This window comes from Pasteurella multocida, from assembly GCF_900187275.1.
Classification (GTDB): domain Bacteria; phylum Pseudomonadota; class Gammaproteobacteria; order Enterobacterales; family Pasteurellaceae; genus Pasteurella; species Pasteurella multocida.
Genome location: NZ_LT906458.1, coordinates 2,244,667 through 2,270,953 on the forward strand (window position 1 = coordinate 2,244,667; position 26,287 = coordinate 2,270,953).

General features: G+C 39.2%; 27 protein-coding genes and 1 pseudogene. 12 read left to right on the forward strand and 16 right to left on the reverse strand.

Annotation, left to right across the window (positions count from 1 at the left end):
* Window positions 1–14 precede the first annotated feature (14 nt).
* The 6 genes from CKV69_RS10515 to CKV69_RS10540 form a co-directional block, all read right to left on the reverse strand.
* Window positions 15–485: a hypothetical protein gene (locus CKV69_RS10515; RefSeq protein ID WP_005723572.1), complete on the reverse strand. Its 471-nt coding sequence runs from the start codon at window positions 483–485 to the stop codon at window positions 15–17.
* Window positions 486–644: 159 nt separating this feature from the next.
* Window positions 645–1,415: an energy transducer TonB family protein gene (locus tag CKV69_RS10520; protein WP_015702733.1), complete on the reverse strand. Its 771-nt coding sequence runs from the start codon at window positions 1,413–1,415 to the stop codon at window positions 645–647.
* The gene (exbD, locus tag CKV69_RS10525; protein ID WP_005723568.1) at window positions 1,412–1,801 is read right to left on the reverse strand and encodes a TonB system transport protein ExbD; all 390 of its coding nucleotides are present in this window, start codon (window positions 1,799–1,801) and stop codon (window positions 1,412–1,414) included. Before exbD ends, CKV69_RS10520 begins: the two co-directional genes overlap by 4 nt.
* Before the next feature lie 9 nt (window positions 1,802–1,810).
* Window positions 1,811–2,269: a TonB-system energizer ExbB gene (gene exbB, locus CKV69_RS10530; RefSeq protein ID WP_005717562.1), complete on the reverse strand. Its 459-nt coding sequence runs from the start codon at window positions 2,267–2,269 to the stop codon at window positions 1,811–1,813.
* A gap of 230 nt (window positions 2,270–2,499) precedes the next feature.
* Window positions 2,500–3,759: an HlyC/CorC family transporter gene (locus tag CKV69_RS10535; RefSeq protein WP_005717561.1), complete on the reverse strand. Its 1,260-nt coding sequence runs from the start codon at window positions 3,757–3,759 to the stop codon at window positions 2,500–2,502.
* Window positions 3,760–3,859: 100 nt separating this feature from the next.
* Window positions 3,860–4,663, reverse strand: coding sequence for a cytochrome C assembly family protein (locus tag CKV69_RS10540; RefSeq protein ID WP_005723566.1), 804 nt, complete (start codon window positions 4,661–4,663; stop codon window positions 3,860–3,862).
* Between the two features lie 139 nt (window positions 4,664–4,802).
* Here CKV69_RS10540 and ffh point away from each other — a divergent pair, with 139 nt between their 5' ends.
* Window positions 4,803–6,179, forward strand: coding sequence for a signal recognition particle protein (ffh, locus tag CKV69_RS10545; RefSeq protein WP_014668648.1), 1,377 nt, complete (start codon window positions 4,803–4,805; stop codon window positions 6,177–6,179).
* A 150-nt stretch (window positions 6,180–6,329) separates the two neighbouring features.
* Here ffh and plsB read toward each other — a convergent pair whose 3' ends face one another.
* Complete coding sequence (gene plsB, locus CKV69_RS10550) at window positions 6,330–8,759, reverse strand: glycerol-3-phosphate 1-O-acyltransferase PlsB (protein ID WP_016504462.1); 2,430 nt, start codon at window positions 8,757–8,759, stop codon at window positions 6,330–6,332.
* 469 nt (window positions 8,760–9,228) lie between these two features.
* On the opposite strand from plsB, the gene lexA reads away from it, so the two are divergent.
* The 5 genes from lexA (at window position 9,229) to rplI (ending at window position 11,585) form a co-directional block, all read left to right on the forward strand.
* Window positions 9,229–9,864: a transcriptional repressor LexA gene (gene lexA / locus CKV69_RS10555; RefSeq protein ID WP_005751872.1), complete on the forward strand. Its 636-nt coding sequence runs from the start codon at window positions 9,229–9,231 to the stop codon at window positions 9,862–9,864.
* A gap of 321 nt (window positions 9,865–10,185) precedes the next feature.
* A complete protein-coding gene (rpsF, locus tag CKV69_RS10560; protein WP_015702735.1) occupies window positions 10,186–10,563 on the forward strand; it encodes a 30S ribosomal protein S6 in 378 nt (125 codons plus the stop codon).
* Complete coding sequence (priB, locus tag CKV69_RS10565) at window positions 10,550–10,876, forward strand: primosomal replication protein N (RefSeq protein WP_005717556.1); 327 nt, start codon at window positions 10,550–10,552, stop codon at window positions 10,874–10,876. Before rpsF ends, priB begins: the two co-directional genes overlap by 14 nt.
* Window positions 10,877–10,888: 12 nt before the next feature.
* Entirely contained in the window at window positions 10,889–11,116 is a 228-nt protein-coding gene (gene rpsR, locus CKV69_RS10570; RefSeq protein ID WP_005717555.1) for a 30S ribosomal protein S18, read from the forward strand.
* 19 nt (window positions 11,117–11,135) lie between these two features.
* Window positions 11,136–11,585 (forward strand): 50S ribosomal protein L9, encoded by a 450-nt coding sequence (gene rplI, locus CKV69_RS10575; RefSeq protein WP_005723564.1) that lies wholly within the window; start codon window positions 11,136–11,138, stop codon window positions 11,583–11,585.
* Between the two features lie 142 nt (window positions 11,586–11,727).
* Here the strand turns inward: rplI and CKV69_RS10580 are convergent, their stop codons facing one another.
* Both CKV69_RS10580 and glnA read right to left on the reverse strand, forming a co-directional pair.
* Entirely contained in the window at window positions 11,728–12,102 is a 375-nt protein-coding gene (locus CKV69_RS10580) for an MliC family protein (protein ID WP_005754707.1), read from the reverse strand.
* A 101-nt stretch (window positions 12,103–12,203) separates the two neighbouring features.
* Window positions 12,204–13,622 carry a glutamate--ammonia ligase gene (glnA, locus tag CKV69_RS10585; protein ID WP_015702736.1) on the reverse strand — a complete coding sequence of 473 codons (1,419 nt, stop codon included), beginning with the start codon at window positions 13,620–13,622 and terminating at the stop codon, window positions 12,204–12,206.
* 159 nt (window positions 13,623–13,781) lie between these two features.
* On the opposite strand from glnA, the pseudogene CKV69_RS10590 reads away from it, so the two are divergent.
* Window positions 13,782–14,694 (forward strand): annotated as a pseudogene (locus CKV69_RS10590) (alpha 2-3-sialyltransferase).
* Window positions 14,695–14,815: 121 nt separating this feature from the next.
* Complete coding sequence (typA, locus tag CKV69_RS10595) at window positions 14,816–16,666, forward strand: translational GTPase TypA (protein ID WP_015702738.1); 1,851 nt, start codon at window positions 14,816–14,818, stop codon at window positions 16,664–16,666.
* Between the two features lie 57 nt (window positions 16,667–16,723).
* On the opposite strand, the gene CKV69_RS10600 is transcribed toward typA, so the two are convergent.
* On the reverse strand, window positions 16,724–17,569 hold the full coding sequence (locus CKV69_RS10600) for a DUF817 domain-containing protein (protein ID WP_015702739.1): 846 nt from the start codon (window positions 17,567–17,569) through the stop codon (window positions 16,724–16,726).
* Between the two features lie 196 nt (window positions 17,570–17,765).
* Between CKV69_RS10600 and CKV69_RS10605 the strand changes: the two genes are divergently transcribed.
* Window positions 17,766–18,137: a YgiW/YdeI family stress tolerance OB fold protein gene (locus CKV69_RS10605; RefSeq protein WP_015702740.1), complete on the forward strand. Its 372-nt coding sequence runs from the start codon at window positions 17,766–17,768 to the stop codon at window positions 18,135–18,137.
* A 24-nt stretch (window positions 18,138–18,161) separates the two neighbouring features.
* Here the strand turns inward: CKV69_RS10605 and tsaA are convergent, their stop codons facing one another.
* Complete coding sequence (gene tsaA / locus CKV69_RS10610) at window positions 18,162–18,902, reverse strand: tRNA (N6-threonylcarbamoyladenosine(37)-N6)-methyltransferase TrmO (RefSeq protein WP_015702741.1); 741 nt, start codon at window positions 18,900–18,902, stop codon at window positions 18,162–18,164.
* Window positions 18,903–19,003: 101 nt separating this feature from the next.
* Here tsaA and CKV69_RS10615 point away from each other — a divergent pair, with 101 nt between their 5' ends.
* From CKV69_RS10615 to CKV69_RS10625, 3 genes are all read left to right on the forward strand, one after another.
* Window positions 19,004–19,909: a 1,4-dihydroxy-2-naphthoate polyprenyltransferase gene (locus CKV69_RS10615; RefSeq protein WP_005717543.1), complete on the forward strand. Its 906-nt coding sequence runs from the start codon at window positions 19,004–19,006 to the stop codon at window positions 19,907–19,909.
* 50 nt (window positions 19,910–19,959) lie between these two features.
* Window positions 19,960–20,460 carry a ribonuclease E activity regulator RraA gene (gene rraA / locus CKV69_RS10620; RefSeq protein ID WP_005717542.1) on the forward strand — a complete coding sequence of 167 codons (501 nt, stop codon included), beginning with the start codon at window positions 19,960–19,962 and terminating at the stop codon, window positions 20,458–20,460.
* Between the two features lie 217 nt (window positions 20,461–20,677).
* Window positions 20,678–22,069, forward strand: coding sequence for a DASS family sodium-coupled anion symporter (locus CKV69_RS10625; RefSeq protein WP_005757297.1), 1,392 nt, complete (start codon window positions 20,678–20,680; stop codon window positions 22,067–22,069).
* Between the two features lie 95 nt (window positions 22,070–22,164).
* Here the strand turns inward: CKV69_RS10625 and mnmE are convergent, their stop codons facing one another.
* The 5 genes from mnmE to rpmH form a co-directional block, all read right to left on the reverse strand.
* Complete coding sequence (gene mnmE, locus CKV69_RS10630; RefSeq protein ID WP_005751862.1) at window positions 22,165–23,523, reverse strand: tRNA uridine-5-carboxymethylaminomethyl(34) synthesis GTPase MnmE; 1,359 nt, start codon at window positions 23,521–23,523, stop codon at window positions 22,165–22,167.
* A 79-nt stretch (window positions 23,524–23,602) separates the two neighbouring features.
* A complete protein-coding gene (gene yidC / locus CKV69_RS10635) occupies window positions 23,603–25,228 on the reverse strand; it encodes a membrane protein insertase YidC (protein WP_015702742.1) in 1,626 nt (541 codons plus the stop codon).
* Entirely contained in the window at window positions 25,228–25,488 is a 261-nt protein-coding gene (gene yidD, locus CKV69_RS10640) for a membrane protein insertion efficiency factor YidD (protein WP_005717539.1), read from the reverse strand. The genes yidC and yidD overlap by 1 nt, the downstream gene beginning before the upstream one ends.
* On the reverse strand, window positions 25,452–25,811 hold the full coding sequence (gene rnpA / locus CKV69_RS10645) for a ribonuclease P protein component (protein WP_005717538.1): 360 nt from the start codon (window positions 25,809–25,811) through the stop codon (window positions 25,452–25,454). The genes yidD and rnpA overlap by 37 nt, the downstream gene beginning before the upstream one ends.
* Before the next feature lie 17 nt (window positions 25,812–25,828).
* Entirely contained in the window at window positions 25,829–25,963 is a 135-nt protein-coding gene (rpmH, locus tag CKV69_RS10650) for a 50S ribosomal protein L34 (RefSeq protein WP_005539760.1), read from the reverse strand.
* Window positions 25,964–26,287 lie beyond the last annotated feature (324 nt).

Genomic DNA, 26,287 nt, shown 5'->3' on the forward strand with positions numbered 1-26,287 from the left:
TCGATAAATCCTTGCTAGGCGATCCGACTAATCAAAAAACCAATGATAAAACTGACAACGACAGTAAATAAGGCACTTAATACCAGTGCACGAGTAGCGGTCTTAGTAAAAAAGTGAGGTTTAAATAATGCAGGATAAACTCCAGCCAGTGCAGCACCAATAAGCCAGAAAAAATAAATCACCCATATTGCGGCAGCGCCTTTAGGATCATCCATAGTACTGCTTGTTATCGCGAAGAAAAGAAACAATCCAAACGCAGATAGGGCGCTTCCTGTTACCGCGGCAGGACGGACAAAAAGATAGGGGAACCAAGCGCAAACGAAAGGCAAGCTAAGAGAGAGAAGATTGGATAGCGCAAAGTACATTAAGTCAGCAGAAGACAAATTGAGTGGCTTATTTAAAAAATAGCTACTGAGAAAAGCATAAGTCATGATGATGATTGTACTCAGTACAACACTGATTTGGGCAAGCCGTTTTTCAGTCATTTTTTATTTACCTTATTGATGAGCAGAAGATAATCGTTAGATATCCTAATAGGAAGATAAAAAATGCACAAGTTTTTATGAAAGATGTCCTAGATAAGTACACAAATGAGAGGAATTCTAATAGAGAGAAAAAAGTGCGGTAAATTTTACCGCACTTTTTTAATTTGTGATTCTGAAACTGACAGGAACGCTCACTTCATTTGGCATACCAACAGGCAGTGGACCAATTGGACGGGCATTATTGACAGCTACCAGTGCAGCGTTATCTAATTCTTCTGAGCCGGAAGATTTGCTGATTCGCGCATTACTAATTACGCCGGCATTATTAAGATGGAACGTGATTGTTACCACACCTTGTTTGCGCATCATGCGTGCACGGTTTGGATAGCGTTTATGTTTTTCAATTTCTCTGCGTAAAGCCGAGCGATAAGCATTGACTTCATCTGTGCTATTACCTTTACCGACCAGATTCGGATTATTGGTTGTGATGTTGCCTGTTGTGGTCGCTTGTTGATTGATCGATGAATTAGAATCAATTTGGCGATCTGACTTTGGTAAATCACGTTGTTCTTTCTTCGGTTTTTTCGGCTTTTCTTTTGGTTTTTCTTTCGGTTTCTCTTTTGGCTTTTCAGGCTCTTTTGGTTTTTCGGGTTCTTTTGGTGGCTCAGGTTTTACCGTCGGATCTGCGACTACTTCTTTTGGCAGTTCAGGTTCTACTACCGGAGGCGCCGGCTCTGGTTCCGGCTCTGGTTCTTCTAAAACGGTAGCCGCCAGCATTTCCATGGAAATATGAGTTGAGATGATATCGGCAGCAAATCCATTCGCGCTGTCATCGTCTTTTTGTACAATCCAATACAGGAAAGAGACAAAACTTGCGTGAAAAAGCAATGAAATTGCAAACCCGATGCAAGAACGACTTTTATCTATCATTGAGATGCCTTTTCTTTAACCGTCACGATAGCGACATTTTTAATTTCATTTTTAGCCATAATATCAGTGATAGAAACGAAATCTTGGAAACTGGATTTTGCATCTACCTTCAAGGTGACTTTTTGATCTTTTTCCCAATTACTGATTTCTTGTTCCAATGCCTCTATCGTAATCGGTTTATCGTGATAAAAAATTTCACCGCTTTCCGTAATAGTCAGCAATTTGGCTAAATCATCTGAACGAAACGCAACTGTTGAACTTGCTTTTGGTACATTCACTTGGATTTTACCTTGTGAAATAAAAGAGGCTGTAATCAGAACGATAGCCAATAGTACCAACATGATGTCAATAAAAGGGATAATGTTGATTTCATCAAACTTTTTCATGACGGCTCCCTATGCTTGTTGTTTGGCTTTTTTCTCATTTAAGGCAAACCATTTCAAACGATTAACTTCGACTTTACGTCCTAAACCGTTGTAACACACCATTGCAGGAATGGCGACTAAAATACCTACTGCTGTGGCTTTTAAGGCTAATGATAAGTGCACCATAATGGCCGCCGCATCAATATCGCCACCGGAGTGACCTAATTCATAGAAAGTTAAGAGAATACCAATGACGGTACCAAGCAAACCTACATAAGGTGCATTAGAACCGATTGTAGAGATAGCTGTGAGGTGGCGTTGTAAGTCAATGTCTAATTCATGTATGCTTTCATAAGATGCCACGTTGACGCGACTTAAGAAAAGAAAGCGTTCAATCACAAGCCAAACCATAATAAAGCTCATGAAGGCAAGTAAGCCTAGAATAATGTAATCAATATATTGTTGTAAGAATTGGAATAATTGTGGCATTTTAATAATCCTTTAATTTGTATCGCAAAATAAGGTTGAACATTATACGGTATTGAGAATTAATTTCAATTGCAAGATTCTAGCAAAAGCCAAAAACGGGGTAAATAAGAAATTCGTGCGATTTAGGATGATTATTTATCCAATGTTGAATAAATGTTGTGTTGGATCAAACATTCATGTACGGAATAAAAAAGCGATGTCTTGATGACATCGCTTAGCCAGATGTTGAATTAAAGTTTAATGACTTTGGCTTGTTTAATCATGTTGTCATTCACTTCTAGAATCGTGATTTGTAGCCCATTAATTTCACATACCGTTCCTTCTTCTGGAATTTCTTCTAAATGCTCTAAAATTAAGCCGTTGAAGGTACGTGCATCTTCGGTATCGAGATTCCAGTCAAATAATTTATTCAAATCACGTAAATTGGCGGATCCCTCAATGATAAGCGAACCGTCTGATTGTGGGATAACTTCATCGTTAATTGATGGGGCTGTTGAAGTGGTAAATTCACCGACAATCTCTTCTAAGATATCTTCTAAGGTGACTAAGCCTTTAATATCACCATATTCATCTACAACTAAACCAATCCTTTCTTTATTGTTGCGGAAATTTAATAATTGGCTATTCAGTGGCGTACCTTCAGGAATAAAATACACTTCATCGGCGGCACGGATTAAAGTTTCTTTGTTAAATTCATTTTTATCGAGCATTAAGCGATAGGCTTCACGTACACGTAACATCCCCAAAATATTTTCATCCATATTTCCTTTATACAGTACAACACGCCCGTGCGCTGCATGGTTAAGTTGACGCATAATGGCTTTCCAATCATCGTCAATATCAATACCCCCAATGTCATTACGTGGCACCATAATGTCATCTACGGTGACCCCTTCTAAATCCAAAATAGATAACAGCATTTCTTGGTGGGCGGAAGGAATAAATTTACCTGATTCATTTACGATGGAACGTAATTCCTCTGGGCTTAATGAGGTTGATTTATTATCTGATTTTAGACGTAATAGTGCCAAAATCCCCTGAATAATTAAATTCATTAAATAGACCAGCGGGGTAAAAAGTCGCAGAAAAACGGACAACAAATGACTGGACGTGAATGCCACTTTTTCTGGATAACGGGCGGCGATAGTTTTCGGCAAAATTTCGGCAAAAATAAGCATCACAAAGGTTAATGCCCCAGTTGCAATGGCGACTCCCGCATCGCCATATAAGCGCATGCCGATAATCGTGGTAATGGCAGAAGCAGTAATATTGACTAAGTTATTACAAATTAAAATCAGGCTAAGCAAAACATCTGTTTTTTTCAGTAATTTTTCCGCTTTTTTCGCACCTCTATGCCCTTTTTCGGCTAAATGGCGTAGTCGATAACGATTGGCAGACAACAAACCGGTTTCAGAGCCTGAAAAATAAGCAGAGATGATCAATAAGATGATGAGTGTAATAAAGAGGGTACTAAGGGGAATACTGTCCAAAATGCATCCTTTTGCGAGTTAATCAAAAATCGAAAAGTGCGGTCATTTTTTCGTTTTTTGAACCGCACTTTTACTATGGCGTAGCATAAATAAATCTTGTTTATATTTCAAGCATTACACGACTACCAAAATAGGCGATAGTCAGGAGAATGATACCTAAAAGCGCATAATACACCACTTTTTTTCCACGCCAATGGAGCTTCCAATGACCAACCAGTGCACTCCCAAAGACTATCCAAGCCAAGAAAGAAAAAACAGCTTTCTGGATGTCTTGTGGGGCAAAGGTTTTCGATAAATGGTAGCTCCCTGAAATGAGGACAATCGTGAGTAATATTTCACCTATCAGCATTAAACGAAAAAAATGGCGCTCTACGGTCATTAACGGTGGAATCATTGGTGAAAAAGGCAGTTTTTTATTTTTTAAGGCGCGATCGATCCAAACTAACTGAATGGAATATAACGCGACAATCGAACAGACCGAATAAGTCAACAGTGATAAGCCTACATGAATAAATAAGCCCATATCTTGATTAAGATGATATAAAAAATGCGCCGGCATTAAGGTACTGAGGACCAGATTAATGATGGCGAAAGAATAAATAATCGGTAATAAAAACCATAAAGTGTGTATGCGAAATAAAAACGCTAATGTGGCGATCGTTGCTGTCATAACACTGATTAAGGAACTGATTTCGATAACCGAGAAATTTTGACCGCTGGTTAAATCGGTAAAAAGAGGAATAAGATTGATAAAGTGCAGAAGAATGGCGAGTAATGCTGCCGTTAAAAAAGGCATCCTATTGGGAACCGATGCGGGTTCGCCCGCTTGAATTTTTAACAACATAGGGGTAATGAGTAAGACACTCAATAGATAAAAAAACACGGAAAAAATTGAAAGCCACATTGAAATTCCCTCACCTTTGTTCTCCGTCCATTCTAACTTTCTCACTGTGAAATCGCTATAAATTTATTACAAAGGATGAAAATCTATGGGATTTCAGTATAATTAGGGCAATTTTTTCGAGATTAAATAGGAAGATTGCATGTTTGAGAATTTGTCGGATCGCTTGTCAAAAACGCTACGTAACATTAGTGGACGTGGACGTTTAACTGATGACAATATTAAGGAAACGCTACGTGAAGTCCGCATGGCATTATTAGAAGCGGATGTGGCGTTACCAGTGGTACGTGACTTTATTAATAAAGTGAAAGAACGCGCAATTGGGGTGGAAGTCAATAAAAGCCTCACACCAGGTCAAGAATTCGTTAAGATCGTGCAAGCGGAACTTGAAGCAGCAATGGGAGAGGCGAATGAAAGTTTACATCTTTCGACCCAACCACCTGCAGTGATTTTAATGGCGGGTTTACAAGGGGCGGGTAAAACCACCAGTGTGGGGAAACTGGCAAAATTTTTAAAAGAGCGGCATAAGAAAAAAGTGTTAGTGGTGTCTGCTGACGTATATCGCCCTGCTGCGATCAAGCAATTAGAAACGCTTGCACAAGCCGTCGGTGCCGATTTCTTTCCTTCCGATGTCTCACAAAACCCAGTGCAAATTGCCCAAGCGGCATTAAGTGAAGCAAAATTAAAATTCTACGATGTGTTAATTGTGGATACCGCAGGTCGCCTACACGTCGACGGCGAAATGATGGACGAAATTAAGCAAATTCATGCCGCACTTAACCCAATTGAAACACTCTTTACTGTGGATGCGATGACGGGGCAAGATGCTGCAAATACGGCAAAAGCCTTTAATGAAGCGTTGCCTTTAACAGGGGTGGTATTAACGAAAGTAGATGGTGACGCGCGTGGAGGTGCTGCCTTATCAATTCGTCAGATTACTGGTAAACCGATTAAATTCTTAGGGGTAGGCGAAAAAACCGATGCACTAGAACCCTTCCATCCAGAACGTGTGGCATCACGTATCTTAGGCATGGGTGATGTGCTGTCGTTAATTGAAGATCTTGAACGTTCTGTGGATCGTGAAAAAGCGGAGAAAATGGCGCAGAAGTTCAAAAAAGGTGATAATTTTACCCTTGAGGATTTCCGTGAGCAGCTTATCCAAATGAAAAACATGGGTGGGATGATGTCGATGTTAGATAAATTGCCTGGTGCCAAAAATCTACCGGATCACATCAAGAATAAAGTAGATGACAAAATGTTCAGTAAAATGGAAGCCATGATTAATTCCATGACGTTGAAAGAGCGTGCAAATCCAGAAATTATCAAAGGTTCTCGCCGTCGTCGTATTGCAATGGGTTCAGGTACGCAAGTGCAAGATGTGAATAAATTACTCAAACAGTTCGATGAAATGCAACGTATGATGAAAAAAATGCGCAAAGGTGGCATGGCAAAAATGATGCGCGGCATGCAAGGCATGATGGGCGGACTCGGCGGTTTAGGCGGGATGTTTAGACGCTAATGTAAAAGTATAGAAAAAGGGAAAATGTGTATTTTCCCTTTTTATCAGAAACCCGCGGTTTCATGGGCGGGCATGAGAGGAATACTAAAGTGCGGTCAAAATTTAGATTTTTTTGACCGCACTTATTTTTTATCAGATAGGTATCACAGATTATTCTTCTTCAATTTTGGCAATCGCCCCTTTAATCGTTAAGCAAACTTCAGTGGAGATCACTTGATTTAAGATCTCTGTGATTTCATTGAGTTTTTCTGTATTGGCAATACCTTCTTCATTGAAATAGCCTTCTTGTTTTAAGCTCGCGATAAAGGCAGAAAATACGGCTTTATCAAAAAACTCCGGCGCGTTGATGCCATGTAACACAGATAGACGTTGTGCCACAGATTGACTGTCTTTTTCTAGGCTTGCACGTGGTGTGGCAGGATCTTTTTCTAAAATACTGACGGTGATGTAATAGCGCTGTAAAATCTCTCTGACACCGGATGACCAGAGTTGTAACATGCGAACACGCGGTTTATTAATTGATAACATATTCGCGTTACATTTAATCACTTCTTGACGTTCAAATTCAGTAATAATGTGATTCACTCGATCTTGTAATTCTTCATAAGAGAAAGACAGGAAAAGTTCACTTTTTAAGAACGGATAAATCTTACTTACCGCTTCGAGTACCAGTGGTTTTTGAATGGCTTCATAATGCAGCACAATACTGGCGACCAATGACGGTAGTACAAACAGATGCTGAATGTTATTTCGATAATAGGTCATTAACACCGCAGAATTTCGTTCTAAGCGAACAATTTCACCAAAGTTATCTTTTTCAACAATAATGCCTACTCGTTCTAATTGCAGAATATGTTCTAACATTTTTTCTGGTGATTCTGTTGGCACCACAATATCTTGTGAATAAGGCACATTTTGTAAGAATTGTTGATAACTTTCTAACTGTTCAAGCAATTGCTCACGCGAAAGAGCACGTTGACGTGAAGAAAGTAACGCAGTACCTGTCAAGTTCATCGCATTGACAGCAGCCGCTTTATTAATATTCACCATTACTTGATGAGATATGCTATCAACGGCTTGATTAAACCACTTCGCACGCTCCTCTGCTTGGGTATTTTCTTTCCACTCGGGATAGTGTTGATTGAGGTAGTTACTTAAGGTGATAGGTTCGCCAAAGTTCACATAACCTTTACCCAAATTACGGAGTTTCTTAATCACGCGTAAAACCAGTCCGGCATTTTCTTTTTCTTTCGCGGCACCACGTAATTCTTTAGCGTAGGTGTCCACTTCTAGGACGTGTTCATAACCGACATACACGGGAACCACTGAAATCGGACGGGTTTGCCCTTGTAACAGGGCTTGTAGGGTCATCGACATCATGCCTGTTTTGGGTGCGAGTAAACGTCCCGTACGCGAACGCCCCCCCTCAATGAAGTATTCGACTGAATAGCCACGATGGAATAATTCGGCTAAATATTCACGGAAAATGGTGGAATATAAGCGGTTACCTTTGAATGTACGGCGAATAAAGAAGGCACCACCACGACGGAACATACCGCCCACTGGCCAGAAATTTAAGTTAATCCCAGCGGCAATATGTGGTGGCACTAAACCTTGGTGGTATAACACATAGGACAGTAATAAATAGTCAATATGGCTACGATGACAAGGTACGTAAACAATTTCATGACCGTCTAATGCCAGTTTGCGTACACGATCTGCATTTTGTACATCAATACCTTGATAGAGTTTATTCCATAACCAACGTAAGAAACGGTCTGCGACGCGTAAGCCTTCATAATTCACATTGGCAGCGATTTCATCAAGAATCTTTTTCGCTTCTTGAGTTGCCTTTTCTTCGCTAATGTTCTTTGCTTTGGCTTCGTCTTGAATCGCATCTAAAATTGTTGGTGAGGTCAATAATTTGTTAAACATTGCTTCACGATTTGGTAGGCGAGGACCTGTTGCAGAAATGCGCTGTTTAGAAAAGTGAATTTTTGCCACACGCGCTAATTTATGTGAAATGGCTTGGTCTGAACCATGTTCATTCACCATGTAACGTAAGGAAACGGCTTGTGAAAAACGAACGAAGGTATCGCGTCCAAACCACACGGCGGCGATAAATTTTTGCAGACCACTTAATAAACGTAATTGAGGTAAGCCTGATTGTTTTTCGTGACCAGGTGAACGTCCCCAAAGTACTGAAACTGGAATAATTTGGACATCTAAGTCAGAACGTTGGTGATGTAATTCAAGATATTGATTAAACACTTGAATGGTTTCTTCTTTTGCCCCTTTTGATTTAAAAAAACGGCGACCTTCATCTAAGAAGACAAAGCGAGGAAGGGATTTTCCTTCAATTTCATTTTTTTCTAAAGGATCAGGCAAACCGACACTTAAACAGTTTTTACGAAAAATCACTAAGTCTGTTTGTGAAGTATAAGGGAGCACATACACCATCGGTTGAGTTGGGTCTAATTTTAATTCTTCGATAGGATGATGTGGAATCGGGTTGTTTTTGACTAAAAAGGATAAAGGTAATTCCAATACTTTGCGGTACATATTTAGCAAACTAAACATAATGAAGTTCCGTTCTTTATAGGTTTATTAGAAAAATTTACGTTAGTTTACCATAAAAATGAAAAATCGTTAGTCGTTGTCTAAAAGAAGCGCATCGTCTTTTTATATCAGAAAGATAAGAATAAAAAAATAATCAAGCGCGATAAGTGAAATGAAGAGAAGAGAAGCCAACCTGATACAAAAAGTCAGGAGAGGGGAAAAACGCTTATCAGGTCGAAGTGATTTGTGTGCTAATGTTTAGTTGATCGTCAATAACGAAGTTAGATGTTAATAAAGTCGAGCTTGTGTTTTAATTTTTGGATGCAGGAAAGCTGAAATGGCGAGATTGTCCTTGCTTATCAGAGGGGAGATATTGATTGATATGAATGTGTTATTTACGGGATAGGCTGACTATTACGAAGAAAAGATTGCAACAAACGTCTTTCTGTATATAATAACAGTTATTCTGTATAAAAAAACAGGGGTAAGCATGAAGCCATTTAAAGCATTGACCGCGCGTCAACAAGAAGTCTATGACTTGTTAAAACGTCATTTAGAAAATACAGGTATGCCGCCAACAAGGGCAGAAATTTCAAAAGAATTAGGTTTTCGCTCACCGAATGCGGCAGAAGAACATTTAAAAGCTTTAGCGCGTAAAGGCGTGATTGAGATTATTTCCGGGACATCCCGTGGTATTCGTTTATTGCTTGAAGAGAGCGAGAGTGATGAAAACCAAGGCTTACCTTTAGTCGGGCGTGTTGCCGCAGGTGAGCCGATTTTAGCGGAACAACATATTGAAGGAACGTATCAAGTCGATGCCAATATGTTTAAACCGCAAGCCAACTTTTTGTTGAAAGTCTACGGACAATCGATGAAAAACATTGGTATTTTAGATGGTGATCTGTTAGCAGTACATAGCACCAAAGATGTGCGTAATGGACAAATTGTCGTTGCTCGTATTGAGGATGAGGTGACGGTCAAACGTTTAGAACGTAAAGGCTCGATGATTTATCTGCATGCCGAAAATGAAGAATTTGCACCAATTGTGGTGGATTTAAACCAGCAGCCTAATTTTGAAATTGAAGGAATTGCTGTGGGGATTATCCGCAATAATGCTTGGATGTAAACTCACTTTTTTCTGCTATTTTAAACTGACGCCGCACTTTTCATCTTATTGAAAAGTGCGGTGATTTTTTACCAAATATTGCCGATATTTGTTTGATTCACTCCCTATCAATGTGCCAGTAAATCGTTGTACTTGGACTTCAGCTTACTGAAAAAATAACAAACAAAAATATTCAAAAAACACGCCGCACTTTGTCTTGCAAAACGTCTAATTATCTGTATAATTCACCACCTTACAGCTACATTTAATTTTCGTTCCTTGCTTCCGCAGATGGGTAGCTGGTCTAACAGTCGGAGGCTGATTAACCCGTAAGGAGCAGTAATGCGACACTACGAAATCGTGTTTATGGTTCATCCGGACCAAAGCGAACAAGTACCAGGCATGATTGAACGTTATACAGGTTCTGTAAAAGAAGCTGGCGGTCAAGTTCATCGCTTAGAAGATTGGGGTCGTCGTCAATTAGCGTACCCAATCAACAAATTACACAAAGCACACTATGTGTTAATGAATGTAGAAGCGCCTCAAGAAGTCATCGACGAGCTAGAAACAACTTTCCGTTACAACGACGCAGTTCTTCGTAACGTAATCATTCGTACTAAGCACGCCATAACAGAAGCGTCCCCAATGGTTAAAGCAAAAGACGATCGTAAAGCTTTAGCTGAAGTTGAAAACAACGATTTTGAGGATGCTGAAGAGTAATTTAAATATTGATAATCGTTTTTCGTTGATAGGCATCGTCGCGAGTCAACCAAAACGACACCAAAGTCCGAATGGCATTTATCATTGCCAATTTGTATTAGAGCATCGTTCTATACAAGAAGAAGCCGGATTAAGCCGTCAGGCGTGGTGTAAAATGCCAGTTCAAATGAGTGGCAATCAATTTAGAGAAAAAACTCAAAGCATTACGGTCGGCAGTCAGCTTTTGGTGGTGGGATTTATTAGTTCTCACAAAACCGCAAACGGTTTAAGCCAATTAGTATTACATGCCGAGCAAATCGAATTTATAGATTAGGAGACTAGCCAAATGGCACGTTATTTCCGTCGTCGTAAGTTCTGCCGTTTCACAGCGGAAAATGTAGTAGAAATCGATTATAAAGATGTGGCTACATTAAAGAACTATATCACAGAGAGCGGCAAAATTGTTCCAAGCCGTATTACCGGTACTCGTGCGAAGTATCAACGTCAATTAGCGCGTGCGATTAAACGTGCACGTTATTTAGCGTTACTTCCGTACACTGACAATCATCAGTAATTAAAGAGAGGATACGGTAATGCAAGTAATTCTTTTAGATAAAGTGGTTCACCTTGGTAACATTGGTGATCAAGTGAATGTGAAATCAGGTTTTGCACGTAACTTCTTAATCCCACAAGGTAAAGCAGTTATGGCAACCAAAGCGAACATCGAGTACTTTGAAGCTCGTCGTGCTGAGTTAGAAGCGAAAGCTGCTGAAGTGTTAGCTGCGGCACAAGCACGCGCTGCGAAATTAGCAGAATTAGGTTCTGTAACTATCGCATCTAAAGCAGGTGATGAAGGTCGTTTATTCGGTTCAATCACAACGCGTGATGTGGCAGATGCAGTAACGGCTGCAGGTGTTGAAGTAGCAAAAAGTGAAGTTCGCTTATCTACAGGCCCGATTCGCACTTTAGGTGATCACGAAGTGAAATTCCAACTTCACGGTGAAGTATTTGCAACAATCAATGTGATTGTTGTTGCTGAATAATTCACAATCCAGTTGAATGAAAAAACCCAACGGCTTACGTTGGGTTTTTTGTTTTGTTGAAAAAGTCTCTGTTGTATTCAAAGACGATTCATAGATAAAAAAACCAGCGTTTGCTGGTTTTTTTAATGATAAGTGAATAAGATTAATACTTATGACAGTTTGTTGTCATTAATTGCCCCGTTTTTGCATAGTTGCGATCTGGGTAGGTAAATACTGCAATATTATTTTTCTGATGCCATTTTAAAGTATTTTTATCATTGACATACAGCGTTCCCGAAGCGGAAGGCACATGATTTAAGTAGCTGACATAGCTGTCTTTGCCATCATTGAAAGCGATACTTACCACACCATTATCGCGTTGTTTTATAGAGGCTTTATAGCCATTTTCACAACGATATTTGGTTAATGTGCCAGAGGATTTTCCTTCTAAGCCCGCTATTTCAACGCCTTCCAGACTCAGGCAAGCACTGAGTGAAAATGCTACGCCAACAGAGATTAAGGTTTTGATTATATGCATAAACGCTCCTGTCATTAAATTGGAAACCCACTGGGATAATCAGAGAATATACAATGGGTACCTTGTATTCAGATTAAAATAAAAAATCCGCCTTTGCCTTGTTAGGCATAGTACATTTCGAATTCCACGGGGTGTGGGGTCATATTTAAACGTTCTACTTCTTTCCGCTTAATTGTAATAAACGCATCAATAAAAGCTTGAGTAAACACATTTCCTTTGGTTAAAAATTCATAATCTTGTTCTAATGCATTTAAAGCTTCTTCTAATGAGCTTGCTACCGCAGGGATATTTTGTAGTTCTTCTGGTGGCAGATCATACAGGTTTTTGTCCATCGCATCGCCAGGGTGAATTTTATTGATAATCCCGTCTAGACCCGCCATTAATAATGCAGCAAACGCAAGATAAGGATTAGCCAATGGATCTGGGAAACGCGCTTCAATACGAATCGCTTTTGGATTGGTGACCGCAGGGATGCGAATTGAGGCTGAACGGTTACTTGCAGAATACGCTAATAGGACAGGTGCTTCAAAGCCCGGCACTAAGCGTTTATAAGAGTTGGTTGAAGGATTAGTGAACGCATTTAACGCTTTTGCATGTTTAATAATCCCACCAATATAATAAAGTGCGGTTTCAGACAGTCCAGCGTATTTATCCCCTTGGAAAACGTTTTTGCCGTCTTTGCTTAATGACATATTACAATGCATGCCGGAGCCGTTATCGCCAGTGATGGGTTTTGGCATAAAGCAGGCAGTTTTACCGTGCTCGTAGGCGACGTTTTGTACTACATATTTATAAATTTGGGTTTCGTCGGCTTTAGTGGTTAAGGTATTAAAGCGCGTTGCAATTTCATTTTGTCCTGCTGTGGCGACTTCATGGTGGTGTGCTTCAATCACTAAGCCCATTTCTTCTAAGATTAAGCACATTTCAGAGCGGATATCATGTGCGCTATCAATCGGGGCGACCGCACAATAACCGCCTTTTTTGAGTGGACGATAAGCGTTGTTACCGTCTTCATATTTTTTATTCGTATTCCACGCAGCCTCAATATCATCAACAGAATAACTGCTACGGTTCATCGAGACATTGAAACGAACATCATCAAATAAGAAAAATTCTGGTTCAGGTCCAAAGAGGGCTTCATCGGCTATTCCCGTTGAACGCATATAGTTTTCGGCACGAATCGCAATAGAACGTGGATCACGATCGTAGCTTTGCATAGTAGAGGGTTCGTAGATACTGCAACGGAGGGAAAGGGTAGGAATTTGAGCAAAAGGATCAACCACAGCTGTTTCTGGCATTGGCATCAAGAGCATATCTGCTTTATTGATTGCCTTCCATCCTTCAACGGAAGAACCGTCGAACATTTTACCGTCTTCAAATAAATCTTCATCAACAAGATTAACAGGAAGCGAAACACCGTGTTCTTTCCCCTTAATATCGGTAAAGCGAAGTAAAACAAATTTGATATCGTATTCTTCAATCAGCTTGAATACGTTGGCGATAGCGGAGGTGTCTGACATAGAGGATCCTTAGTGTTAGAAGCGTATTTAAAATAATTCAGTATAATAAAAGTTATACTATAAATCTAGTATTTTATTCGTGTTTTTCGGATATATCCCTACACTTTATTTCGTGTATAATACATGGATTATGCACACTAATAAATTAGTGGAGGAGAGATGGATAAGTTCGCAGAACATGAAATACCGAAAGCCGTTATTGTTGCAGGGAATGGCGAGAGTTTAAGTCAAATTGATTATAGGTTGTTACCGAAAAATTATGATGTGTTTCGTTGTAATCAATTTTATTTTGAAGAACGCTATTTTTTAGGAAACAAGATAAAAGCGGTTTTCTTCACGCCAGGGGTCTTTCTTGAGCAATATTATACACTTTATCATCTCAAGAGAAACAATGAGTATTTTGTTGATAATGTGATTCTCTCTTCTTTTAATCATCCTACAGTAGATTTAGAAAAGAGTCAGAAAATACAAGCACTTTTTATTGATGTGATCAACGGATATGAAAAGCATTTATCTAAACTCACTGCTTTTGATGTTTATCTGCGCTATAAAGAATTATATGAGAATCAAAGAATTACATCTGGCGTATATATGTGTGCAGTTGCTATTGCGATGGGATATACAGATATTTACTTAACTGGTATAGATTTTTATCAAGCGAGCGAAGAAAACTACGCATTCGATAATAAAAAGCCTAATATTATTAGGTTATTGCCTGATTTTCGGAAAGAAAAAAACACTCTTTTCTTATCATAGTAAAGATATTGATTTGGAAGCATTATCTTTTTTACAACAGCATTATCATGTTAATTTTTATTCGATTTCACCAATGAGCCCTTTGTCTAAACATTTTCCTATTCCAACTGTAGAGGATGATTGTGAAACAACTTTTGTTGCGCCACTAAAAGAAAATTACATTAATGATATATTGTTGCCTCCTCATTTTGTATATGAAAAATTAGGGACCATCGTGTCTAAGAAATCACGTTTTCATTCTAACTTGATTGTCAGGTTGATTAGAGACTTATTGAAATTACCGAGTGCACTTAAACACTATTTAAAAGAAAAATAGCAGTTTTTATGGCTCTAGGGGGAGGATCTGTTGTATAATCTTGCCCCTTTCACACACTTTTTCGCTAAAAGTGCGGTCAGAAAAAGAACTTTTTCCTATTTCAATATATAAGATTTTCTCAATGACAGATAAAATAGATATCAATAAATTGCGTAATATCGCAATTATCGCCCACGTTGACCACGGTAAAACTACCCTCGTTGATAAACTTTTACAACAATCCGGCACATTAGAGGCATCACGTAATGAAAGTGATGAGCGTGTCATGGACTCTAATGACATCGAAAAAGAACGTGGTATTACCATTTTAGCTAAGAATACCGCCATTAATTGGAATGACTATCGCATTAATATCGTAGACACCCCAGGACACGCAGACTTCGGTGGTGAAGTGGAACGTGTGATGTCAATGGTAGATTGTGTACTTTTAATTGTAGATGCTTTTGATGGTCCAATGCCACAAACGCGTTTTGTGACTCAAAAAGCGTTTGCCCACGGTTTAAAACCAATAGTGGTGATTAACAAAGTTGACCGTCCAGGCGCGCGCCCTGACTGGGTAGTGGATCAAGTTTTTGATCTTTTTGTCAACTTAGGTGCAACCGATGAGCAGTTAGATTTTCCAATTATTTATGCTTCTGCATTAAATGGTGTTGCGGGTCTTGAACACGATGATTTAGCAGAAGATATGACCCCATTATTTGAAGCGATTGTGAAACATGTTGAGCCACCAAAAGTGGAACTTGAGCAACCTTTCCAAATGCAAATCTCCCAATTAGATTACAACAGCTATGTTGGGGTAATCGGGATCGGACGTATTAAACGTGGTTCAGTTAAACCTAACCAAACCGTGAGCATTATTGATAGCGAAGGTAAAACCCGTACCGGTAAAATCGGTCAAGTACTCGGTCATTTAGGTTTGCAACGTTATGAAACAGAGCGTGCTTATGCCGGGGATATTATTGCGATCACGGGATTAGGTGAGTTAAATATTTCTGATACCATTTGCGATATTAACCATGTTGAAGCCTTACCCGCATTAAGCGTTGATGAACCTACGGTGACTATGTTCTTCTGTGTCAATACTTCACCTTTCTGTGGTAAAGAAGGGAAATATGTGACGTCTCGCCAAATTCTTGAGCGCTTAAATAAAGAATTGGTACACAACGTGGCATTACGAGTAGAAGAAACAGAAGATCCAGATGCTTTCCGTGTTTCGGGTCGTGGTGAATTACACCTTTCTGTTTTAATCGAGAATATGCGTCGTGAAGGCTATGAATTGGCTGTGTCACGCCCACGTGTTATCTATAAAGAAGTAGATGGACGTAAGCAAGAGCCATTTGAGCAAGTGACGATTGATATTGAAGAACAGCATCAAGGTTCAGTCATGGAAGCACTCGGTATTCGTAAAGGTGAAGTACGTGATATGGTGCCAGATGGTAAAGGACGTACCCGTTTGGAATATAACATTCCAAGCCGTGGCTTAATTGGTTTCCGTGGCGAATTTATGACGATGACCTCCGGTACTGGTTTACTTTATTCAAGTTTTAGTCACTATGATGATATTAAACTAGGTGAAATTGGACAACGTAAAAATGGTGTCTTAATTTCTAATGCGACTGGGAAGGCATTGGCTTACGCGTTATTTAGTTTACAGGAGCGTGGTAAATTAATGATTGAACATGGTACCGAAGTGTATGAAGGGCAAATTATCGGTATCCATAGCCGTTCAAATGACTTAACTGTGAACTGTTTGCAAGGTAAAAAATTAACTAACATGCGTGCCTCAGGTAAAGATGAAGCCGTTGTGTTAGTGCCACCTGTACGCTTTAGTTTAGAACAAGCGATTGAGTTTATTGATGATGATGAGTTGGTGGAAGTGACACCAAGCTCGATTCGTATCCGTAAAAAATTGTTAACGGAAACCGATCGTAAGCGTGCAAGTCGTACGACAACCAGTACTAGCACTCACTAGCTGAACATGCTTATTTTTAAAGACCGTGCGATTAAGCGCGGTCTTTTTTTAGTCGCATTAGTCTCGTGAAACGTGAATACTTTTTTTGATGTGTTTTAAGTTTGCTACGATAGTAAAGGTCATGATAACTAATAGCGCCCATGCACTCCATTTACTGACATGTACCATTGACCATGCTCCAATTTGATTAGGGTAGCGCCAGATGCCAATAAATGTTCCCATATTTTCAGCTAGCCAAATAAAGAAACCTATTAGCATAAATGCAAACAATAATGGCATTTTCCGTGGTTTATCGTAAGGGGTGAAATATACGATGGTACGCGCATATAACCCTAAAGCAAAAACAGCTAAATACCAGCGATAATCACCAATATAATGATGAGTGAAAAAATTTAGGTAAATAAGAATTGCAGTTAATGTGGATAAAAAATACGGTGGGTGACTTTTAATTTTGAGGTCAAATAAACGCCAAGCTTGAATGATATAACTACCCACTGCAGCATACATAAAACCTGTAAATAAGGGGACGCCATAGATTTTACTGTAAGCAAAATCAGGATAGGACCAAGATTGGATACTGCTTGAGGTTTTAAATAATTCTAGTGCGAAGCCAATAAGATGAAATAGTGTAATGGATTTGATTTCATCTAGTGTTTCAAATTTTGTATAAAACATGATAACTTGTAGTAAAATCGCAAAAATTAGAAGTACATCATAACGAGGTAGCCCTAAGAAACCTGCTTTTGGTGTGATAAACATGGCGATAAAGAATAAACCCGCAAATAAGCAGGCGCGAATTTCTTTTAAGCCAAAAAATAAAAATTCTATACTGAATCGTTTTATACCCGTGAGATGCTGAGTTTGGGGGTGTTGAATGAGCCAACTATCTATTTTATTTAGCATTTTTATCTGAATTTATATTGCGAAAGACGTTTATTATAAAAGAGAAAATCAATGAATTGTTCTTTTTTGATTAAAAAACAATCGATTGAACGGTTGTTAAGTTTTTCTTAATATTTGTATTGTTTAATACACTCATCAAAAGGCAAGTAGCTTTTTGAACCTTAATTTTTTATTAACATTTATATAGGAACAGATGATGAAAAAATTAATCGCATTGGCCTCAATTTTAGTTATTTCAGGTATGGCCGTCGCAAAAGGTGGTTTCCAAAACAATACGAATAATGCAGGTGGTGGTTTTGGACCAAATGCAGGTATTAATAGCGTGAGAGCTGCATTAAATGCACAAGATGATATGCCAGTTTCTATCGAAGGCTATATTGTTAGACAAATTGATGGTGATGAATTTATTTTCCGTGACGTAGCAGGTTCAGAAATCCGTATTGATGTCAGTGATCGTGCTTGGAATGGGCAAACTATTCAACCGAATGATTTGATCATTATTCAAGGCAAAGTCGATAAAGAGTGGAATAAAACCGATATCGATGTAAAAAATATCATTAAGAAATAATCTGTGCAGTGCGACAATGTCATATTAGTCGCACTTTTTCTTTTCTACCTCTTCTATATCTAAAATGCGTGCTTGCTGTTCCTCTGTTGCTTCCATTTTCCAACGAATATTAAATTCATGTAGTCTAATACCATAAACTCGTTCTAATGATTGCATCTTTTGATAGGCTGGGCGCGGATCTTGGGCAATTACCTCTGTGATAAAGCGCTTAAAGTGCGGTCGTTTTTTTTCGATTTTTTGTAGTGCGTTCTGTCCTTTTTCGCTAAATATGACTTGTAATGTACATTCTGGTTTTTCTTGAGCAAAACCCGATTTTGCCTCAGGTTCACTGTCAGCGTAAGCAAGATAAGGCTTAATATCAAAAATCGGCGTACCATCGACTAAATCTACAGCCCCTAAATGAAGGCGAACCTTGCCATTTTGACATTCCACTCGGCGTAATTCCACTTTCGATAAACCTAAGGGATTAGGTCTATGGGTTGAACGGGAGGCAAACACCCCTACACGTTGATTACCACCTAAACGTGGTGGTCTAACGGTTGGACGCCATTTTCCTGTAGCGACTCTATCAAATTGAAAAATCAACCATAGGTGACTAAATTGTGCTAATCCTCTGACCGTTTCTGCTTGATTATAAGGGGGGAGTAATTCTAGGATCCCTGTGCCATCTTGGACTAAGTTGGGCTGACGCGGTACCGAAAATTTTTCTTTATAAGGGGTATGAATAATACCAATCGCGTGTAACTGGAGTGATAAGTCAGACATATTTTCCTTCGTATGAAGATTTCGTGTAGAATAAAGTGATTTCAGTATTTTACGTAAAAGTACGTGAAAAATCGTGCTTTTTCTTTTAACAAGTGATGTTTATGACAAATAATGTATTAAAAAAGTGGGTGGAAACAGCAAGACCAAAAACCTTGCCATTGGCAATCGCATCTATTATCACTGGTGCTTCATTGGCTTTTTGGTCTGGCAAATTCAGTTGGACAATTACGGTATGGTGTTTAATCACGACGGTGTTGCTACAAATTCTCTCGAATTTTGCCAACGATTATGGTGATCACCAAAAAGGCTCGGATACGGCAGATCGAATTGGTCCCTTACGCGCAATTCAACAGGGTGAGATCAGCGCGAGTCAACTGAAAAAAGGGTTAATTGTTGTCGCCTTGGCGAGTCTATGTTCTGGTGCAATTTTAATTATTGTGGCATATCAATCCTTAGCGGATTTATTGGCGTTTAGTTTACTGGGGCTATTGGCAGTAGTTGCTGCAATTACCTACACCGTAGGGGCGAAACCTTATGGCTATATGGGATTGGGCGATTTATCAGTCTTGCTATTTTTTGGTTTACTTGGGGTTGGTGGAAGTTATTACCTACAAACCCAGCAGCTCAATTTAGCTATTTTATTACCGGCGTTTGCTTCAGGCTTATTAGCCAGTGCAGTATTAAATATCAATAATTTACGAGATATTGAACAAGATAGTCAAGTCGGTAAAAATACCTTAGCGGTACGTTTAGGCAGTGAAAAAGGTCGGATTTATCATGCATGTTTATTATTGGTGGCTATCCTTTGTTATTTGATTTTTACTTTGTGTTATGTGCAAAAACTGACAGGCTTTATTTTTCTTTTCGCGCTCCCTTTGTTTGTCAAACATGCGTTGTTTGTGTATCAAAATAAGTCACCACTCCAGTTACGCCCGATGTTGGCACAAATGTCCTTATTGGCGTTACTTATCAATCTGTTATTTAGTTTAGGCTTGCTTATCAGCTAGCAATAGGCATATACTAACGAAATGAATTTTCTTCAAAATAAGGTAATGTTATGTACATTGATACTTCTGAGCTTTGTGATATTTATCTTGATCAAGTGGATGTAGTTGAACCTATTTTTTCAAGTTTTGGTGGCGTAAATCGTTTTTATGGCAAAGTCACTACCGTAAAATGCTTTGAAAATAATGGCTTAATTACAGATATTTTAGAAGAGAACGGCGAAGGTCGTGTTTTATTGATTGATGGTGGTGGTGCAGTACGTCGTGCTTTAGTCGATGCAGAGCTCGCACAATTAGCAGTCGATAATGGTTGGGAAGGCATTATTGTTTATGGTGCGGTTCGTCAAATTCAACAACTCGAAGAGATGGACATTGGTATACACGCCTTAGCCCCTATTCCTGTGGGCGCAGATAAACAGAACATCGGTGAAATTGATGTACCAGTCAATTTTGGTGGTGTGACATTTTTCCCTGAAGATTATGTGTATGCTGATTTAACAGGTATTATTTTATCGCAAGAGCCTTTAGAGCTAGATGAGTTTAATGATGCGTAATTTGCGCTGATATGACATTGCATAAAAGTGCAGCTGAAAAAGTCAAATTTTCGCTGCACTTTTTTGTTGCGCGATTGTTTTTATGCGCTTGTTCACAAATCCATATAAAATGTGTTGCTTTTTATTAACACAATGGTAATTTTTCTAAAAGTTCTGTTCACACGTTGAACAGCTATTTTTCCCTTTTTTATCGTGGTTTATTTAGAAGGATAACATTATGAATCTCGCCGAAACACCAACAAAAAGTGGTTTTAATCGTAATGCCATTATTTTTTTATTCGATATTGTCATCTTTTTTATTTTATTGAATGTGTTACCTTTCGATGCTAAAGCCAATAAAGGTTTAGCCTTATTAGTCTTTATTGCGGTGCTCTGGTTGACGGAAGCATTACATGTGACAGTGACGGCATTATTAGTGCCTTTACTGGCGATTGGATTAGGTTTAGTCGCCACGAAGAATGCATTAGCTGCCTTTGCTGATCCAACGATTTTCCTCTTCTTTGGTGGTTTTGCATTAGCGACTGCATTACATATTCAAAAGTTGGATCGCATGATAGCCAATAAAATTATGGCATTAGCGAGAGGCAAATTATTTGTGGCCAGTATTTACTTGTTTTCTATTACTGCATTTTTGTCTATGTGGATGAGTAATACCGCGACAGCGGCAATGATGTTGCCATTAGCCATGGGAGTATTAAGCCAAATGGACAGAGAAGCAAATCATAATACTTATGTGTTCATTTTGTTAGGTATCGCCTATAGTGCCAACATCGGGGGAATGGGTACATTAGTGGGCAGCCCGCCGAATGCTATTGTTGCTTCACAATTAAAATTGACTTTCTCGGATTGGTTACAATATGGTTTACCTATCATGTTGATTTTAATGCCGCTCATGATTGGGACATTGTATTTGGTATTTAAACCAAAATTGAATGTGCGTTTTGAAAAGCATTTTGAAGTCATTGAAATGAATAAATCACGCATTATTACATTATGTATTTTTGTCACAATTGCATTGTGTTGGGTGTTTAGTAGTCAGATTAATCCGCTATTATCGAATTTATTAGGCTTAGAAAAGAAAATGGCGAGCTTTGATAGCGTAGTCGCCTTATTAGCGGCTGTGGTGATTTGTTCTACTGGCGTGGCAACCTGGAAACAAATTCAAGATAACACAGATTGGGGCGTTTTAATGTTGTTTGGTGGTGGCTTGACTTTAAGTGCCGTGTTACGCGATTCTGGTGCCAGTAAGATTTTAGCTGACGGTATTGTCTTCTTAATTGAAGGAGGACACTTTTATTTGATTGGTTTATTGGTTGCCGCATTTATTATTTTCTTAACTGAATTTACCTCCAATACAGCCAGTGCAGCGTTGTTAGTCCCTATTTTCATTTCCATTGCCCAGTCTTTAGGCATGCCAGAACTTGGACTTGCGTTAATTATCGGTTTAGGGGCATCTTGTGCCTTTATGCTACCGGTGGCGACACCACCGAATGCGATTGTCTTTGGTACAGGTGAGATTAGACAAAGTGAAATGGTGAGAGTAGGTGTGTTATTAAATATTGTCTGTATCTTTGTAATTGCGACAGTAGGCTATTTATTTTGGCTATAAAACATCGCTTGTGATGTAATTGAAACAAACAATCAGGTATTAAACAAAGTGCGGTGATTTCTAAAAAATCACCGCACTTTTTTGTGATGGATTGTTTATTTACCAATACAGAAAGAACTGAAAATATTGCCGAGTAAATCATCGGAAGTAAATTGCCCAGTAATTTCACTTAAATGATTCTGAACTCGACGTAATTCTTCTGCCAATAATTCGCCAGCATAGAATTGCGTTAATTGTACATGACCTTGTTGTAAATGCGTTGCTGCTTGTTCTAGTGCTTCAAGATGGCGACGGCGAGCGAGGAATCCTCCTTCCATATTGGTTTGATAACCCATGGATTGTTTGAGATGTTCACGCAATAGCGCAACCCCTTGTTGCGTTTTAGCGGAAAGAGTAATGACAGTATAACCATTTTGCTCCACTATGCCTTCATTTTCACCACTTAAATCCGCTTTATTACGTACAATCGTGACGGGAATATTGCTTGGCAATTTGGTTAAAAATTCTGACCGCACTTTTTCTAAATCTTGGTTATCGGCTTCTGTGCTATCTAACATTAACAAAATGCGATCAGCTTGTTCGATTTCACTCCAAGCACGCACGATTCCAATACGCTCGACTTCATCCGTAGCCTCTCGCAGACCGGCTGTATCAATAATGTGCAGTGGCATGCCATCAATATGAATATGTTCACGTAGCACATCACGGGTTGTTCCCGCAATATCCGTGACAATTGCCGCTTCACGCCCAGCTAGCGCATTGAGAAGGCTCGATTTCCCTGCATTTGGTCGCCCAGCAATCACCACTTTCATCCCTTCACGCAAAATCGAACCTTGTTTCGCCTCTGAACGGACATGGTCTAGCTGTGTAATGATATCATTCAGGTGGGCTTCAATTTTACCGTCTGCTAGAAAATCAATTTCTTCATCTGGGAAATCAATTGCCGCTTCCACATAGGTCCGTAAGTAAATCACACTATCAACGAGCTGATTCACTTTATTAGAAAATTCACCTTGTAGGGATTTTAATGCCGAGCGAGCGGCTTGCTCTGAACTGGCATCAATTAAATCAGCAATCGCTTCGGCTTGCGCCAAATCTAATTTATCGTTTAAGAAAGCTTGTTCTGAAAATTCACCGGGACGGGCTAAACGGAGTCCTTCTAGCTGTAAAATACGTTTTAATAGCAGATCGAGTACAACCTGACCGCCATGTCCTTGTAATTCCAACACATCTTCGCCTGTAAAGGAGTGAGGGGCTTTGAAGTACAGCGCAATGCCCTGATCGAGCACATTTCCATCACTATCTTTAAAGGGCAAATAATCTGCCATACGTGGTTTGGGGCATTTACCTAATACCGCATGGGCAACCTCAACGGCTTTCGGACCTGACACACGTAAAATCCCAATTCCACCGCGTCCCGGTGCAGTAGCTTGTGCAACAATGGTTTCTTTCATAAAAACTCTCTTAAAAATGACCGCACTTTGATAAAACAAAAGGCACCAACTTGATGCCTTTTATGTTCATTCAACTGAATTATTTATGGCGAGAGTGTAACCCTTTTTTCTCTAAGCCACGATAAATCAATTGCTGTTGAGCGATAGTGATCAAGTTAGACACTAACCAGTATAATACCAAGCCTGATGGGAACCACAAGAAGAACACCATAAAGATTAATGGCATGAAGTTCATGATCTTCTGTTGTGTTGGATCTGCCACTGGCGTTGGTGACATTTTCTGTAATAAGAACATCGATGCACCCATTAAGATCGGCAGGATATAATACGGGTCTTGTGCCGATAAGTCTTGGATCCAACCAAAGAATGGTGCATGACGTAATTCAACGGCTTCTAAGAACGTCCAGTATAATGCGATGAAAATTGGCATTTGCAGAAGAATAGGTAAACAGCCACCTAATGGATTGACTTTCTCTTCTTTATAAAGTTTCATCATTTCTTGGCTCATACGTTGACGATCTTCACCAAAACGTTCACGCATTTCTTGCAGTTTCGGCTGTAACATACGCATTTTTGCCATGGAGGTGTATTGTGCTTTAGTAAGTGGGTATAAAATCGCTTTGACCACTAAAGTCACACCAATAATCGCAAGCCCCCAGTTTTGTACAATACTTTGAATAAAGGTTAAGAGCCAGAATAGCGGTTTAGCAATAAACCATGCCCACCCATAGTCCACACTTAAATCTAAATGGTTTGCGACAGTTGCCATTTGATCTTGTAACTTAGGTCCAGTCCAAAGGGAGCTGCGAATCGTTTCTTTGGCACCAGCAGGAATTGCACTTACTGGACCACGATAACCAATCGAAGCCAAATTATTAGATTTATCGGTTAAGCTATAAAGCTGATTATCCGCATCTTGATTTGGGATCCACGCCGAAACGAAATAGTGCTGTAATACAGCGACCCAGCCAGCTTTGGTTGAGATAGACAAGTTGGCTTTTTCCATGTCTGCAAAACTGTATTTTTTATAGTTGGTTTCAGACGAGGAATAAGCGCCACCCGTATAGGTTGGCATCGCGACGTTACCAGTATCTTCAACTAAAGTATGACGTAATTGCCCATAAGGCTCAACTTCGATAGTTTTATCACTTTGGTTATCAATTTCAAAGTTTACCGCAATGTCATAAGCACCACGTTTTAACACAAAGATTTTACGGAAAGTCACGCCGTCTTTCTCAAACACGAATGGCACGGCAAGTTCATTTTGCTCATCTGCTAATTTAAACGTATCGCCATCAACCTGATAGTTAGCACGTCCCGCTTTGGTATCAATACCGTCTTTACCAACAAGACCACTTTGTGCGATATAGACATGATTTGCTTTGTTGGTTAACAACGTAAACGGGGTATTGGAATTTAATTCTGCATCGTATTTTAATAATTCAGAATGAACAACATCGCCCCCTAAGGTATCCACTTCCAAACGGAATACATCATTTTCTAATGTGATAATACGACCTTGTGCTTGTGCTGTTGTTGCAATATCCGAAGATGAAGAAGCAGAACTTGCAGGTACATCAGAAGATACTTTTACTTGTTCAGTTGCAACAGGTTTTGGCGTATGGTAGTCAAGTTGCCATTGCTGATAAACAAGAAAAGAAATGAAGAGTAGTGCGATGACTAACAGGCTACGTCTTGAGTCCATTATTTTTTCTCTTTTTTGTTATTGATCTTTGGTGGAACAGGATCGTATCCACCCGCGTTTAAAGGATGACATTTTAATATACGTTTTAGCGTAAGCCAACTCCCTTTTATCGCACCATGGGTTTTTACTGCTTCAATCCCATAGCAAGAACATGTCGGTGTGAAACGACAACGGGGGCCAATGAGTGGGCTAATGACAACTTGATAGACACGAATTAACCCAATCAAGATTTTTGAGCTAAGCGAATGTGTCTTTGCCATAATTTATCCAATGTTTGTGTGAGTGTCCTGTTGTCTAATTTACCAATTCCCTGTTTCGCCACAATAACAAAATCGCAATTGGGGAGTTTATACTGTGCTAGGCGGAAACTTTCTCGGCATAAGCGTTTGATGCGATTGCGATCATGTGCTTTTTTTAAATGCTTTTTCGCGACAGTTAACCCTAAGCGAGGATGAGCGAGATTATTGGGACGAGCAAGAATGGTAAGTTCAGGTGTACTAGCACGGAACGGCTGTTCGAAGACGTATTTAAAATGAAGGGGAGTTAACAAACGTAACTCCCTCGAAAAATTCAGCTTAATCACACCAATAGGGATTAAGATTATGCTGATAACGATTTACGACCTTTAGCACGACGACGAGCTAAAACTTGGCGGCCGTTTTTAGTTGCCATACGAGCACGGAAACCGTGTGTACGACTACGTTTTAACACTGATGGTTGAAATGTACGTTTCATAACTGTAATTTACCTAAATCAAAAATTGTTCAGTAATCTTGAAAACAAGGATTAATCAAATAAGGAACGGAATTGTAATCATAAATTCAACGTTCGTCAAATTAGAATAGGCAAAATGAGCAAATAAATCTCAGTTTTCCTAATAAAAAGCAAAAGTGCGCCTCGGATTATACGTTTTTTGCTAAAAATCTCAAGCAACCTTTTTAGATTTTTTTCTGCCTTTATTGAAGATCTTTACGGGAGTTTATTGTAGAATTAATTTTCTTAAAGACCGCGCGTTTAGCGGAATTTTTTCAAATACCTTAACTATAACGATAATAGAAT

Coding starts and splice junctions, on each gene's coding strand:
- lexA (WP_005751872.1), top strand. CDS start 9,229: ATGAAGCCATTTAAAGCATTGACCGCGCGTCAACAAGAAGTCTATGAC.
- typA (WP_015702738.1), top strand. CDS start 14,816: ATGACAGATAAAATAGATATCAATAAATTGCGTAATATCGCAATTATC.
- tsaA (WP_015702741.1), bottom strand. CDS start 18,902: ATGTCTGACTTATCACTCCAGTTACACGCGATTGGTATTATTCATACC.
- yidC (WP_015702742.1), bottom strand. CDS start 25,228: ATGGACTCAAGACGTAGCCTGTTAGTCATCGCACTACTCTTCATTTCT.
- rpsR (WP_005717555.1), top strand. CDS start 10,889: ATGGCACGTTATTTCCGTCGTCGTAAGTTCTGCCGTTTCACAGCGGAA.
- exbB (WP_005717562.1), bottom strand. CDS start 2,269: ATGCCACAATTATTCCAATTCTTACAACAATATATTGATTACATTATT.
- CKV69_RS10615 (WP_005717543.1), top strand. CDS start 19,004: ATGACAAATAATGTATTAAAAAAGTGGGTGGAAACAGCAAGACCAAAA.
- CKV69_RS10625 (WP_005757297.1), top strand. CDS start 20,678: ATGAATCTCGCCGAAACACCAACAAAAAGTGGTTTTAATCGTAATGCC.
- CKV69_RS10520 (WP_015702733.1), bottom strand. CDS start 1,415: ATGATAGATAAAAGTCGTTCTTGCATCGGGTTTGCAATTTCATTGCTT.
- ffh (WP_014668648.1), top strand. CDS start 4,803: ATGTTTGAGAATTTGTCGGATCGCTTGTCAAAAACGCTACGTAACATT.
- glnA (WP_015702736.1), bottom strand. CDS start 13,622: ATGTCAGACACCTCCGCTATCGCCAACGTATTCAAGCTGATTGAAGAA.
- yidD (WP_005717539.1), bottom strand. CDS start 25,488: ATGGCAAAGACACATTCGCTTAGCTCAAAAATCTTGATTGGGTTAATT.
- CKV69_RS10580 (WP_005754707.1), bottom strand. CDS start 12,102: ATGCATATAATCAAAACCTTAATCTCTGTTGGCGTAGCATTTTCACTC.
- rplI (WP_005723564.1), top strand. CDS start 11,136: ATGCAAGTAATTCTTTTAGATAAAGTGGTTCACCTTGGTAACATTGGT.
- mnmE (WP_005751862.1), bottom strand. CDS start 23,523: ATGAAAGAAACCATTGTTGCACAAGCTACTGCACCGGGACGCGGTGGA.
- CKV69_RS10515 (WP_005723572.1), bottom strand. CDS start 485: ATGACTGAAAAACGGCTTGCCCAAATCAGTGTTGTACTGAGTACAATC.
- CKV69_RS10540 (WP_005723566.1), bottom strand. CDS start 4,663: ATGTGGCTTTCAATTTTTTCCGTGTTTTTTTATCTATTGAGTGTCTTA.
- rpsF (WP_015702735.1), top strand. CDS start 10,186: ATGCGACACTACGAAATCGTGTTTATGGTTCATCCGGACCAAAGCGAA.
- priB (WP_005717556.1), top strand. CDS start 10,550: ATGCTGAAGAGTAATTTAAATATTGATAATCGTTTTTCGTTGATAGGC.
- rpmH (WP_005539760.1), bottom strand. CDS start 25,963: ATGAAACGTACATTTCAACCATCAGTGTTAAAACGTAGTCGTACACAC.
- CKV69_RS10605 (WP_015702740.1), top strand. CDS start 17,766: ATGAAAAAATTAATCGCATTGGCCTCAATTTTAGTTATTTCAGGTATG.
- plsB (WP_016504462.1), bottom strand. CDS start 8,759: ATGTTTAGTTTGCTAAATATGTACCGCAAAGTATTGGAATTACCTTTA.
- exbD (WP_005723568.1), bottom strand. CDS start 1,801: ATGAAAAAGTTTGATGAAATCAACATTATCCCTTTTATTGACATCATG.
- rraA (WP_005717542.1), top strand. CDS start 19,960: ATGTACATTGATACTTCTGAGCTTTGTGATATTTATCTTGATCAAGTG.
- CKV69_RS10600 (WP_015702739.1), bottom strand. CDS start 17,569: ATGCTAAATAAAATAGATAGTTGGCTCATTCAACACCCCCAAACTCAG.